11 protein-coding genes and 2 other annotated features are annotated in these 12799 nt (G+C 37.7%); of the genes, 9 read left to right on the top strand and 2 right to left on the bottom strand.

Annotation, left to right across the window (positions count from 1 at the left end; genetic code table 11):
- Window positions 1-5: 5 nt before the first annotated feature.
- Window positions 6-1871: a PTS fructose transporter subunit IIABC gene (locus GZA11_RS06945; protein WP_163183287.1), complete on the top strand. Its 1866-nt coding sequence runs from the start codon at window positions 6-8 to the stop codon at window positions 1869-1871.
- 44 nt (window positions 1872-1915) lie between these two features.
- On the opposite strand, the gene GZA11_RS06940 is transcribed toward GZA11_RS06945, so the two are convergent.
- The gene (locus GZA11_RS06940; RefSeq protein WP_163183286.1) at window positions 1916-3190 is read right to left on the bottom strand and encodes an MFS transporter; all 1275 of its coding nucleotides are present in this window, start codon (window positions 3188-3190) and stop codon (window positions 1916-1918) included.
- 175 nt (window positions 3191-3365) lie between these two features.
- Window positions 3366-3613: a binding site (T-box leader), on the top strand.
- Window positions 3614-3796: 183 nt separating this feature from the next.
- Window positions 3797-4048, top strand: a binding site (T-box leader).
- Between the two features lie 168 nt (window positions 4049-4216).
- Here GZA11_RS06940 and trpE point away from each other — a divergent pair.
- Genes trpE through trpA form a run of 7 tightly spaced genes read left to right on the top strand, consistent with a single transcriptional unit; the run spans window position 4217 to window position 10607 of the window.
- Window positions 4217-5623 (top strand): anthranilate synthase component I, encoded by a 1407-nt coding sequence (gene trpE / locus GZA11_RS06935; RefSeq protein ID WP_038535623.1) that lies wholly within the window; start codon window positions 4217-4219, stop codon window positions 5621-5623.
- On the top strand, window positions 5604-6215 hold the full coding sequence (locus GZA11_RS06930; RefSeq protein ID WP_038535622.1) for an anthranilate synthase component II: 612 nt from the start codon (window positions 5604-5606) through the stop codon (window positions 6213-6215). Before trpE ends, GZA11_RS06930 begins: the two co-directional genes overlap by 20 nt.
- Entirely contained in the window at window positions 6187-7212 is a 1026-nt protein-coding gene (gene trpD, locus GZA11_RS06925) for an anthranilate phosphoribosyltransferase (RefSeq protein WP_038535621.1), read from the top strand. Before GZA11_RS06930 ends, trpD begins: the two co-directional genes overlap by 29 nt.
- Complete coding sequence (gene trpC, locus GZA11_RS06920; protein ID WP_163183285.1) at window positions 7213-8001, top strand: indole-3-glycerol phosphate synthase TrpC; 789 nt, start codon at window positions 7213-7215, stop codon at window positions 7999-8001.
- Complete coding sequence (locus GZA11_RS06915) at window positions 8001-8624, top strand: phosphoribosylanthranilate isomerase (RefSeq protein WP_163183284.1); 624 nt, start codon at window positions 8001-8003, stop codon at window positions 8622-8624. Before trpC ends, GZA11_RS06915 begins: the two co-directional genes overlap by 1 nt.
- Window positions 8621-9835 carry a tryptophan synthase subunit beta gene (gene trpB / locus GZA11_RS06910; RefSeq protein WP_038535614.1) on the top strand — a complete coding sequence of 405 codons (1215 nt, stop codon included), beginning with the start codon at window positions 8621-8623 and terminating at the stop codon, window positions 9833-9835. The genes GZA11_RS06915 and trpB overlap by 4 nt, the downstream gene beginning before the upstream one ends.
- Window positions 9822-10607 carry a tryptophan synthase subunit alpha gene (trpA, locus tag GZA11_RS06905; protein WP_163183283.1) on the top strand — a complete coding sequence of 262 codons (786 nt, stop codon included), beginning with the start codon at window positions 9822-9824 and terminating at the stop codon, window positions 10605-10607. The genes trpB and trpA overlap by 14 nt, the downstream gene beginning before the upstream one ends.
- Before the next feature lie 178 nt (window positions 10608-10785).
- On the opposite strand, the gene sda is transcribed toward trpA, so the two are convergent.
- The gene (sda, locus tag GZA11_RS06900; protein ID WP_374717586.1) at window positions 10786-10908 is read right to left on the bottom strand and encodes a sporulation histidine kinase inhibitor Sda; all 123 of its coding nucleotides are present in this window, start codon (window positions 10906-10908) and stop codon (window positions 10786-10788) included.
- A 129-nt stretch (window positions 10909-11037) separates the two neighbouring features.
- Between sda and GZA11_RS06895 the strand changes: the two genes are divergently transcribed.
- Complete coding sequence (locus GZA11_RS06895; protein WP_163183282.1) at window positions 11038-12792, top strand: AMP-binding protein; 1755 nt, start codon at window positions 11038-11040, stop codon at window positions 12790-12792.
- Window positions 12793-12799: the final 7 nt, after the last annotated feature.

Genomic DNA, 12799 nt, shown 5'->3' with positions numbered 1-12799 from the left:
GACTTATGAAAATTACCGAATTGTTATCAATAAATACGATTCAGCTTCACTTAGAAGGTAATCAAAAAATAGAAGTCGTTGATCAACTGGTGGACTTGCTATATCAGGCGGGGAAAGTCACGAACCGTGATGAATTTAAAGCTGCGATCTTAAAGCGTGAAGAACAAAGTACAACAGGTATTGGTGACGGAATAGCGATTCCACATGCTAAGACAAAAGCTGTTAAAGAAGCTGCCATTGCTTTTGGTAAATCTATATCAGGTGTTGATTATCAATCATTAGACGGTAAACCGGCCCATTTATTTTTTATGATTGCAGCACCTGAGGGGGCGAACAATACACATCTAGAAGCTTTGGCACGGCTTTCAGGGTTGTTAATGAAAGCAGAAGTGCGTTATGAACTTTTGAAAGCTACATCTCCGAATGAAATTATTGATACGATCAAAAGATTTGATAAAGAAGAAACAAAGGAAGCAATAAATACTGTTAAGAAGGACTTGATTGTAGCTGTTACCGGCTGTCCGACAGGTATTGCTCACACATATATGGCTGCTGACTCATTAAAAGCGAAGGCAGAAGAAATGGGTGTTGAAATCAAGGTTGAAACAAACGGTTCTGGCGGTGCTAAGAATATTCTTACCGAAGAAGAAATTGAGAAGGCAACAGCTGTTATTGTCGCAGCAGATATCAATGTAGAAATGGAACGATTTAAAGGCAAACATGTAATTCAGACAGCTGTTGCTGATGGAATTCACCGCCCTCAACAACTCATTGAAAAAGCTTTAAAACGGGATGCACCTGTTTATAACGGAGGTGACAGACCGAATGAAAAATCAACTGAACAAAAAGGGACGAAAAAAGGATTTTATAAGCATTTAATGAACGGTGTTTCAAATATGCTTCCATTTGTAGTAGGTGGAGGTATATTAATCGCTATTAGCTTCTTGTTTGGCTACAATGCGTTCAAGCCGGATGATCCGTCCTATCATCCGATTGCAGAAGCTTTGATGACCATTGGCGGTGGGAATGCGTTTGGGCTCATTGTCCCTGTTCTTTCAGGATTTATCGCACTTAGTATCGCAGACCGTCCAGGCTTTGCACCAGGAATGATAGGTGGATTAATAGCAGCTAATGGCGGAGCTGGGTTTCTTGGAGGGTTAATAGCAGGTTATCTTGCAGGTTATCTTGTCCTACTTATTAAGAAAATGGTTAGTCGTTTGCCAAAATCATTAGAAGGGATTAAAAGCATTCTCATTTATCCGTTATTAGGAATTGCCGCAACAGGATTTATCATGTTATATGTCATCAACAAACCTGTAGCTTGGTTGAATGCTGAAATTACAGAATGGTTAACCGGTTTGGGAACAGGAAATGCAATATTATTAGGAATTATACTTGGATTGATGATGGCTTTTGATATGGGTGGTCCAATTAATAAAGCAGCATATGTTTTTGGAACTGGACTTCTGGCTAGCGGTGTTTATGAGCCAATGGCAGCCATTATGGCAGCAGGCATGGTTCCGCCACTTGGAATTGCTATTGCAACTACGTTATTTAAAAATAAATTTACAGTGGAAGAACGCAATGCGGGTAAAGCATGTTTTGTAATGGGCTTATCGTTTATCACTGAAGGAGCGATTCCATTTGCTGCAGCCGATCCATTTCGAGTCATTCCTGCTTTAATGGCTGGTTCCGCAGTTGCTGGAGCATTATCGATGGCCTTTAATATCGGACTAAGAGCACCACACGGAGGATTTTTTGTTGTGCCATTGGTTGAGAATGGAGCTTTGATGTATACATTGGCTATACTTGTTGGTGCTTTAGTAACTGCATTATTAATTGGGATCTTGAAAAAGCCTGTAAATTCATAAAAAGGATTAAGCCGGTATATGGATTACCATTACCGGCTTTTTTATTAATCTCCATGCTTCGGTTTAATGGCAAATAAAGCAACCAACGCTGCTATGAAACAAAGTCCACTCATGATGATGAAAATCCAGTTATTTGAGATTTTCATGATTAAAGCAATTAACGGAGGGCCTGAAGCAACTCCAATAAATCTCATTGACGAATAAAAGGAAGTAATGGTACCACGCTCCGATTTCTCTATACCATCCATAATAAGAGTATCCAGACATGGAAGACCAATCCCAATCCCTATACCAACGATCAGAAACATGCTAAGCATATACCAAAGTTTCATTGAGAACCAAAGTGCAGCGATGGATAAAGCAGCAATAAGGATCCCGCTAAAAGTTAACCATTTCATTAAAATTTTATTTTTTTTAATTAATTTTCCACTAATAAATGATGATAATGAAAGAGCGACTAAGGGAATGGCCAAAAAGATCCCTTTTTTAAGTGCATTTATTCCAAATTCTTTTTCAAATATCTCTGATAGATAAAACAAGATTCCGAATAGAACTAGCATTAGGATACCACCAATGACAAAAATGGCATAAAGCCATCTTCCTTCATTGGTAAAAGTATTTTTTACTCCATGCAGAAAATCTTTGTAAGGTATTGGTTTTTGTGTCCTTTTTGGAGTTTTAACAAGCAAAAGCATCATAATAACAGAAAGGGCACAAAAGATTGGAAAAGAAAAAAAGGGCAGAAACCAGATAACCCCTGCAAGGAGGGCACCAAAAATAGGGCTTAATACTTTACCGAAAGTATTGGATGTTTCAATTAACCCTAAACAAATACTAATATCGTTTTCATTCTTAAACATGTCGCCGACTAATGGAAGAACAATTGGAAATGCTCCTGCGGCACCTACTCCTTGGAGTGCACGGCCGATTAGAATCAACCAATAAGCTTGATCCAATTTCCATGCAGCCCAACCAGAAATCAAGCCGCCGATTCCGGCAATAATTAAGCTCGGAATAATGATTTTTTTTCTTCCAACATGATCAGATAAATAACCAGCAATTGGTATTAAAAGGATAGCAACAATGGAATATACGGTTATTATTAAACTGGACTGAAAAGATGAGATCGATAATTTTCTTTCCATAATAGGTAGCACGGGTATAAGCATGGAGTTACCTAACGTCATAACTAAAGGGATGGAAGATAGCGAAAGTACAGCCCATTTCTGGCTAGATATATTATTGGACCGACTCTTTTCTTTTGAGTTTTTATTTTTTCCGGTCTTATGTAGATTACCTATTTGTTCAATATGTTCCATTTAACTTCTATCCTACCTTAAATAATTTGTACTGTTAATATGGGCATTTACGATAAAAAAAACTATACATAATTAATTCCTTAATATGGAATTTTAAAACGTTTTCAAAAAATTCTTTTTATTCTATCTTGACATTCCCTTTTTAATTGTAATATTATAGAAAAAAACAAATGAGCTTTAGGCATTGACGAAGAGTAGTAGCTATTACAGATTCTTTAGAGAGCTGATGGTTGGTGCAAATCAGTGAAGATGTATTAGTGAATGGACTTCCGAGCCTCCAAACCGAACTCCTATGGATAGTAGGCTTTGGCGAAAAATCTCATCGTTACAAGAGATAGGTATTAAAGTGTAAAGCTTTGATACTGGTAAAGTGAGCTAATATTTAGCTAATAAAGGTGGCACCACGGGTCTTCCGTCCTTTTTAGGATGGGAGGCTTTTTTATTTTGTGGGTGTATAAACCAAATAACATAAGTTTTCGAGTGACAAGACACATTAGATGCTCATAAGATGTGATTGCATTTTATCGTGTGTAAGGGCCGAAAACATAATGTCTCCGAGTGATATTTACACCTAAGAAAATTAGAAAGACTAATAAAATTTAATGATGTAAATCGTTGAACAAGAGTAGTACACTTATTCGTTTCTTTCCAGAGAGTCGGGGAAGGTGGAATCCGATAAGAAAGGGTAAGTGGAATGGACTTGTGAGAGCCATCCTGAACCATAGTAGGGATGGACGGAATTCCACCGTTAAAAGGATAGGATATCGAGCGATCTAATCGCTTCTGTATCTGAAATGAGGAAGCAGTTCTTCTGCTTCGAATGGAGGTGGCACCACGGTTGGATAAATCGTCCTCTATATGTATAACAAATGTTATGCATATAGAGGACTTTTTTATTGGATACAAATTATTATTTAGGGCTTCGACAGCATGAGCATCGCACGACCGAAAGCGATAGCTTTTGGGAGTAGTCCATACGCCGCTGGGCAGGGCACTTACGCTTTTCTATTTGAAAGGAGATGCATGATGAAAATGAAATCAACCGTATTAATAAAAGAATTAAACGGTGATAGTTTAACACCCATTTTGATTTTGCAGAAAATCAGTGGGAAAAAGAAATTTTTACTCGAAAGTTCACAAAAATACAATCCAAATGGCCGGTATTCATTTATCGGTGCAGATCCATCTTTTGAACTAATTTCATCAGGAGATGTAAATACGATCGTAAGTAAGACAGGCAGGAAGGAAATTAAGGAGAATCCATTAGAGACATTAAAAAAATTATTCCCGTCTCCAATATTGGAAGAAAATCCCTACCCGTTTATTGGCGGTGCGGTTGGATATATTGGTTATGATATTGTCAGACAATTTGAAACAATTGGGGAGGAGTATCCCAATAGTCTAAATATGCCAGATGTTCACTTAATGTTTTATGAAGTAATCATTGCATTCGATCATCTTGAGGATAAAGTATACGTTATTGGTGTTCCGCTATCGGAAGAAAGTGACGAAGAAACCGTCAAACAAATGATGGATCTAAGGATTGAAGAATTAAAACAACCTATCCATTATTTGGAGGAGGAGGCTTTTAGTTTTTCTGAATTTCAATCCGAAATGACAAAAGAAGAATTTGTAGAAAAAGTTGCTATAGCCAAGGAGTATATTCTTTCGGGAGATATCTTTCAAGTCGTCCTTTCACAAAGAATGAAATCAAAATTTAAAGGTTCTCCTGTTTCAATTTATCGAAAACACCGTGCACAAAATCCAACACCATATATGTTTTATATTGACTTTGATGATTACACCGTCATTGGTTCTTCACCTGAAAGTCTAATAAAAACAAGAGGAAAACAAGTGATTGCTAATCCGATTGCTGGAACGAAGCGAAGAGGAAAGAACAGTACTGAGGATCAAATCATTGCGCAAGAGTTATTGAAAGATGAAAAAGAACTGGCAGAGCACAAAATGCTTGTCGACCTTGGAAGAAATGATCTAGGAAAAGTTTGTGAATTTGGATCCGTTCATGTAAAGAGGTATATGGAAATAGAGAAATATCGTCATGTAATGCATATTGTTTCAGAGGTTAGCGGCATACTTCGCCAGGATCAATCACCACTTGATGCGATTGCAGCTAGTCTACCTGCTGGGACCGTTTCCGGCGCACCTAAGGTAAGAGCGATGGAAATAATCAATCAATTGGAAAAATCTAAGCGTGGTCTTTATTCGGGTGCCATTGGCTATTTATCGGTAAACGGTAATATGGATTTTGCCCTTGCGATAAGAACGATGATTTTACAAGAAGATATAGCTTATATACAAGCGGGGGCTGGTATCGTTTATGATTCGAATCCAGAATCGGAATATGAAGAAACTTTAAATAAAATGAAGTCCTTTTTGGAAGGGGGACACCACAATGATTTTACTCATAGATAATTATGATTCTTTTACATTTAATTTATATCAATATTTAGGAGAACTAGGTGAAGAGGTAATCGTTTATCGAAACAATCAAATTCATACAACAGATATTAAACAATTAAAGCCAAAGGCAATCATCCTTTCTCCTGGACCAGGGAGACCTGAAAATGCTGGAATTTGTATGGAAGTAATTCAAACATTTTATAAGGATATTCCAATTTTGGGAATCTGTCTTGGTCATCAAGCAATTGGTGCTGCTTTTGGCGGAAAGATTAAAAGAGCAAGCATTATTAAGCATGGGAAGACATCATTCATTCATCATAACAGAAGCAAAATTTTTCATAACTTATCCGAAAATTTAGAAGTTATGAGGTATCACTCATTAATCATTGAAAAAAACACCATTCCTGAGGAGCTTGAGTGTATAGCATATTCCAAGGATGACCAAGAAATAATGGCCATTAAACATAAACATTATCCGGTATATGGTCTGCAGTTCCATCCAGAATCGATTGGAACACCTACAGGTAAACAAATACTTGAAAATTTTTTATGTGAAATAGAAGGGATGAGGAAAAATGAAGAAATTTCTGCTTCAATTGGCTGAACACCAATCATTTTCAGAGAGTGAAATGAAGGAAGCGGTCGATTATATCCTAGGAGAGGACATTTCCGAATCAGAAATAGCTGCCTTTTTAATGGGATTAAAATCAAAAGGGGAAACCGTTGAAGAAATTGTCGGTATTGTAAAAGCGATGAAAGCAAATACACTTACCTTTAAAAAGAAGATTTCGAATGTTCTGGATAATTGTGGGACTGGGGGAGATGGTTCTTCTAGTTTTAATGTAAGCACAACTTCAGCTTTTGTCATTGCAGGGGCTGGGATTCCAGTAGCCAAACATGGGAATCGAAGTGTCTCAAGCAAAACGGGAAGTGCGGATGTACTGGAGTTTTTAGGGGTGAACCTGAATTTGCCTGCGGAAAGCATAGAAGAAATTCTTCATGAAATTGGTATCGCCTTTTTATTTGCTCCACATGTTCATCCAAAATTAAGGAAAGTGATGATGGTTCGAAGACAGCTAAAAATACCAACAATTTTTAATTTTATCGGGCCTTTGTCTAATCCCATTGACTTGGACTACCAATTGCTGGGGGTTTATCGAAGAGATTTATTACATGTTTTTGCTGAAGTGTTGAATCAATTAGGACGGAAAAGGGCGGTTGTTATAAATGGGGCAGGTTACATGGATGAAGCCTCTCTTCAAGGAGAAAATAGGCTGACCATTTTAGAAAATGGCAGGATTACAGATCAAATTATTTATCCTGAAGATGTCGGATTACCACAGTATGACAATAGCAGAATTAAGGGTGGGGATCCAAAAGAAAATGCGGACATTTTAGTAAACGTCTTAAAAGGTAAAAAAGGAGCCTATTTGGACACAGTCTTGTTTAATGCTGGAATTGGAATTTATACAGCCGGAAAAGCTCCCACCATTCAGGCTGGAATTCAGTTAGCCAGGGATATTATTGATTCAGGAGTAGCATATGAAAAACTTATGGCTTTGATAGAGAAAACTCGTTCGTTACAAAAGGAGGCAATGTAGGTGACAACGATCCTTGATCAAATCATTGAGAAAAAGAAACAGGAAGTCATCCTGCTACGTGAGAAACAGGTTCCATTTCAACGGGGAGCAAACCAAAAAAAATCTTTTATTGAAATATTGCAGAAAGCGGGAGAAATTTCGGTTATAGCAGAATTTAAACGAGCTTCACCATCAAAAGGCATGATAAACAATGCATTTCATCCTGCAAAACAGGCAGTTTTGTACGAAAAAAATGGAGCAGCTGCAATATCTGTATTAACGGATGAAACTTTTTTTAAAGGCTCATTTACTGATTTGAATGCGGTACGGGAAGCTGTTGACCTTCCAATCCTTTGTAAAGATTTTATTATTGACCCGGTTCAAATTCATCACGCTTTCGCCCATGGGGCAGATCTGATTTTATTAATTGCTGCTGCATTGGAAGAATCACAAATCAAAGAGCTTTACGAGTATGCGAAAGATTTAGGACTGGAGGTACTTGTGGAGATTCATAATGAGATAGAATTAGAAGTTGCCCTTAAGGTGGGTGCAAAACTAATTGGTGTGAATAATCGAGATTTAAGGACTTTTCAAGTTTCATTAGATGTAACTGAAATTTTAGCTCCAAAAGTAAAAGAATCAGGTGCATTTCTTATCAGTGAAAGCGGGATTTTTGAACAAGCAGATGTGGCCAGGGTGAGAAACGCTGGGGCAAATGGAATATTAGTGGGTGAAGCCTTCATGAGAAGTGAAAACTTACAGCAAGTTTTCAATGATTTTCGCTTGCCATTATTGGAGGAGAGAAAATAATGAAGGTAAAAATTTGCGGGATAATGGATGTGAAAACAGGGGTAGCCTCTGCCGAATATGGTGCAGACGCCATTGGATTTGTATTTGCTGAGAGCAAGAGGAAAATTTCAGCATATAAGGCCAGGGAGATTATTTCACAATTACCAAAAAGAGTGTTTAAGGTTGGGGTATTTGTAAATGAATCCAAAGAAGAGATGGAGAGAATTGCCGAGATTGCCGGCCTTACTCATTTTCAATTACATGGAGATGAAACAGCATTATTTAGTAAGTCCCTTTCATTGCCAGTGATTAAAGCAATTAGCTTTCAAAACAATCAAAGTTTAATACGTGTTCAACATTTTCCAAGTGAATATATATTGCTGGATGGACCAAAGGGAAAATATCGTGGAGGAAATGGAACTGCATTTTGCTGGAATGAGGCAGATTTAAGTATTTTAAGAGATAAAAAGGTAATTATTGCTGGAGGCCTTCATATTGAAAATGTGGAAGAGGCTATAAAAATATTGAACCCTTACATGGTCGATGTGAGTTCTGGGGTTGAAACAGACGGTGTTAAGGATCTAAAAAAAATTAAAGCATTTATTGAAAAGGTTAAAGGAATGGTGAAGGAGGAAGTAAAATGAGTGTTTATACATTGCCTAACGAACAGGGGCATTTTGGGAAATTTGGGGGAAGATTTGTACCTGAAACATTAATGAAGGCTGTCATTGAGTTAGAACAAGCATACGAAGAGGCAAGGAAGGATCCGGGATTTTATTTAGAGCTAACGGGTTTATTAAAACAGTATGTAGGTAGAGAAACTCCATTATATTTTGCTAGTAATCTTACAAAACATGCAGGTGGTGCTTCAATCTATTTAAAAAGAGAGGATTTAAATCATACGGGTGCTCATAAAATAAACAATGCTCTCGGGCAGGCATTGCTTGCTGTCCGTATGGGAAAAAGAAAAATCGTGGCGGAAACAGGAGCAGGACAACATGGAGTGGCGACAGCAACTGCCTGTGCGCTCTTAAATCTCGATTGTATCATTTTTATGGGAGAAGAGGATATAAAACGTCAATCGTTGAATGTTTTCCGAATGGAATTATTAGGGGCTAAGGTTGTCAGTGTGAATTCAGGCAGTGCAACTTTAAAAGATGCAGTCAATGAAGCCCTTAGGTATTGGGTGGCCAATGTAGATGATACACATTATTTACTCGGTTCTGTAATGGGGCCACACCCATTTCCAATGATAGTAAGGGATTTCCAAAGTGTAATCGGTAAAGAAACAAAGGAACAATTTTTCTCAGTAAATGGCAGGCTTCCTGATGCAGTTGTAGCCTGTATCGGGGGCGGCAGTAATGCCATGGGGATGTTCTATCCTTTTATCGATAACAAAGAAGTCCGATTATATGGGGTAGAGGCTGCCGGGAAGGGAGTAAATACTTCCTATCATGCTGCAACTTTAACAAAGGGCAAGCCGGGTGTCTTGCATGGATCTTTAATGTATTTATTGCAAAACGAAGATGGTCAAATCCAAGAAGCACATTCTATCTCAGCAGGACTCGATTATCCGGGTGTCGGACCGGAACACAGCTATTTAAAGGACATCGGTCGAGCGCAATATTATTCGATCACTGACCAGGAAGCACTAGATGCTTTTCAATTACTATCGAAACTAGAAGGAATTATCCCGGCACTTGAGAGTGCACATGCGATCGCTTTTGCAATCAAGCTGGCATCAAAAATGCCTTCTACTCAAAATATCGTTGTTTGCCTATCAGGACGGGGAGATAAAGATGTAGAAACAGTGAAGACTTTGCTGAAAGGGGAAGTGCGCAATGAATCGAATTAAAATGGCCTTTGAATTATTAAATAAAACGAATAGTAAGGCCTTTGTTCCTTATATGATGGCAGGAGATGGAGGTTTAGATTGTCTTGTTGATCGGCTTATCTTTCTTGAAAAGTTTGGTGCCACTGCTATTGAAGTTGGAGTTCCTTTCTCAGACCCGGTAGCAGATGGACCAACGATTCAAAGAGCTGGAATGAGAGCACTTCAAAATGGAACGACACTTAGAGGGATTATCGAAGAACTAGCGAAAGCAAGAGAGCATGTTTCGATTCCAATCATCCTCATGACGTACTTAAATCCCATCTATGCCTTCGGAATCGACAGCTTTGTTGAAGCTACAAATAATGCTGGGATTGATGGATGTATTATACCTGATCTGCCTCTTGAAGAAGAAGATATGATTGCACCAAAACTTTCGGAGGTAGGGGTCGAACTTATTCGTCTTGTCACCCCAACAACACCTGTAGAGCGCATTAAACAAATTTCTTCCAAAGGTAGAGGATTTTTATATGCAGTAACAATTAAGGGAATAACGGGTACAAGAATTGATATGGATAAAGAATTATATTCATTTTTAAATGTAGTAAAATCATTTAGCCCACTGCCGGTTTTAGCCGGTTTTGGAATAGATAATCATGACCAAATAATGGAATTATCTAATTACTGTGATGGAGTTGTTGTAGGAAGTAAGATTGTAGAATTGTTTAATGAGAATAAAATGGATGAACTAAAACATTTACTTTCTATAAATAAAAAAATGTCACAAATGACATGACGAAACAACTAGATTATAGATATGAAAAGGGGCTGTCTAAAAAGTCCATTTAAGAGAAAAATGAACCCAAATTAAAAACCCAAGAATGTTGATTTAACAGCATTCTTGGGTTTTGCTTTTATAAAGATTTCGGCTGAAATACCACTTTCCGTACAGCCCCTTTTAAAATATGATAATATTATTTTTTAATTGCCTTTAATCCTCGCCGTTCTATTTCATCCTTCAAAATTCTGATCCATTCTTTTTCCTTCCCAGACTTTAATGCATCTCGATACGAAACAACCAGCTGCTCGTTACTCATAATTTTCAACTTGAGAATGCCCTCCTTGGAAAGTAGATTGAATATTTAGTTTTTATTATTGTAATAGTTAATAACGAATTTGAGAACCCTTTCATGTAATTATTTCATAAAATTTCAAACATTATTTTAATGTTATTTCTGATTATATATTCGAAAAATATTGAATATTCATTAAAATGTGTTAACATATTTTTGAAAACGTTTTATATTTTTTTATCGTTTATAGGGGGTAGATGGATGTCGTCTTTATTAAATCTAACAGTAGGCAAATTGCTGGAGCAAAAAGCAAATTTGCATCCTGAACAGGAAGCGGTAGTATATTCCGATCGAAATCTTAGATGGACCTATCGAGAATTTGACCAAATTTGTCGTAGAGCCGCAAAAGGGTTTATGAAACTTGGTATAGAAAAAGGGGAACATCTTGCTGCTTGGTCGTCAAATACTCCTGAATGGCTGATTACTCAGTTTGCTACAGGGAAGATGGGGGCAGTATTAGTAACTGTTAATACAAACTACCGGACTGCAGAATTGGAATACTTGTTAAAGCAATCTGATTCTACCACTATACTGTTAATGAATACATGGAAAGATTCTTCCTATATTGATATGTTATATGAAATTGTGCCAGAGCTAAAAAATTCCGAACCAGGAAGATTAAAGAGCGAACGGCTACCATATTTAAGGAATGTCATTGTTCTAGGAGAGAAACGATACCCTGGTACATTTTCCTGGGAGGATATTATGGAACTGGGGGAATTGGTCTCGGACGAGGAACTTGATCAACGAATGAACTCACTGGAAGTAGATGATGTAATTAATATGCAATATACTTCTGGGACAACTGGCTTTCCAAAAGGGGTAATGCTTACTCATTCCAATATTGTGAATAATGCCTTCAATATTGCTGGCTGCATGAAGTTGACAAATAAAGACCGTCTTTGTATCCCAGTTCCATTTTTTCATTGCTTTGGTTGTGTACTTGGAACACTGGCCTGTGTTTCAGTAGGCGCAACAATAGTTCCGGTTCAAGATTTTAGTCCTAAGAGAGTACTGCAAACTGTACAGGATGAAAAATGTACAGGCCTTCATGGTGTCCCAACAATGTTTATCGCAGAATTGAATGATCCTGATTTCGAAAAGTATGACCTTTCCTCCCTTAGAACGGGTATTATGGCAGGATCAAATTGCCCAATCGAAGTGATGAAGGCAGTCATCGAAAAAATGGGGATTACGGAAATTACTATTGCCTATGGACAAACTGAATCTTCCCCAGTCATTACACAAACTAGAACGAATGACCCAATTGAATTAAGAGTCGAAACAGTCGGTAAACCTCTTCCAAACGTGGAGGTGAAAATCGTGGAACCAGGAACAGATAAGGAAGTTCCACGGGGTGTACAAGGAGAATTATGTACAAGAGGATACCATGTTATGAAGGGGTATTACAAAAATGATGCTGCCACGAGGGAGGCTATCGATCAAAATGGTTGGCTCCATACAGGTGATTTGGCTGTAATGGACGAAGCAGGTTATTGTAAAATCACCGGACGTCTTAAAGATATGATTATTAGAGGTGGGGAGAATATTTATCCTCGAGAAATTGAGGAATTTCTTTATCAACATCCTAAGATCCTCGATGTCCAAGTGGTTGGAGTCCCAGATGCAGTATACGGGGAAGAAGTAATGGCTTGGGTCATTTTAAAGGATGGAGAAACCGCTACAGCAGAAGAAATTAAAAACTTCTGTACTGGAAAAATTTCTAAACATAAAATCCCCCGTTATATTGAATTTACAGATTCTTATCCTATGACCGCCTCCGGAAAAATACAAAAATATCGGCTACGTGAAAAAGCAAAGGAAATGCTAAATATAAAATTCACTTAATTTTAAA

Origin of the sequence: Neobacillus sedimentimangrovi, from assembly GCF_010614825.1 — a bacterium.
In the GTDB taxonomy this organism is placed as follows: domain Bacteria; phylum Bacillota; class Bacilli; order Bacillales; family Cytobacillaceae; genus Neobacillus; species Neobacillus thermocopriae.
The sequence above is the reverse complement of the archived record's forward strand: the minus strand, read 5'-3'. Positions and strand labels throughout refer to the sequence as shown.

Excerpts from the sequence above, each read along its gene's own strand:
- sda (WP_374717586.1), bottom strand. The coding sequence starts at position 10,908 with ATGAGTAACGAGCAGCTGGTTGTTTCGTATCGAGATGCATTAAAGTCT.
- GZA11_RS06895 (WP_163183282.1), top strand. The coding sequence starts at position 11,038 with ATGTTATTTCTGATTATATATTCGAAAAATATTGAATATTCATTAAAA.
- GZA11_RS06915 (WP_163183284.1), top strand. The coding sequence starts at position 8,001 with ATGAAGGTAAAAATTTGCGGGATAATGGATGTGAAAACAGGGGTAGCC.
- trpD (WP_038535621.1), top strand. The coding sequence starts at position 6,187 with ATGAAGAAATTTCTGCTTCAATTGGCTGAACACCAATCATTTTCAGAG.
- GZA11_RS06945 (WP_163183287.1), top strand. The coding sequence starts at position 6 with ATGAAAATTACCGAATTGTTATCAATAAATACGATTCAGCTTCACTTA.
- trpB (WP_038535614.1), top strand. The coding sequence starts at position 8,621 with ATGAGTGTTTATACATTGCCTAACGAACAGGGGCATTTTGGGAAATTT.
- trpA (WP_163183283.1), top strand. The coding sequence starts at position 9,822 with ATGAATCGAATTAAAATGGCCTTTGAATTATTAAATAAAACGAATAGT.
- GZA11_RS06940 (WP_163183286.1), bottom strand. The coding sequence starts at position 3,190 with ATGGAACATATTGAACAAATAGGTAATCTACATAAGACCGGAAAAAAT.
- GZA11_RS06930 (WP_038535622.1), top strand. The coding sequence starts at position 5,604 with ATGATTTTACTCATAGATAATTATGATTCTTTTACATTTAATTTATAT.
- trpE (WP_038535623.1), top strand. The coding sequence starts at position 4,217 with ATGAAAATGAAATCAACCGTATTAATAAAAGAATTAAACGGTGATAGT.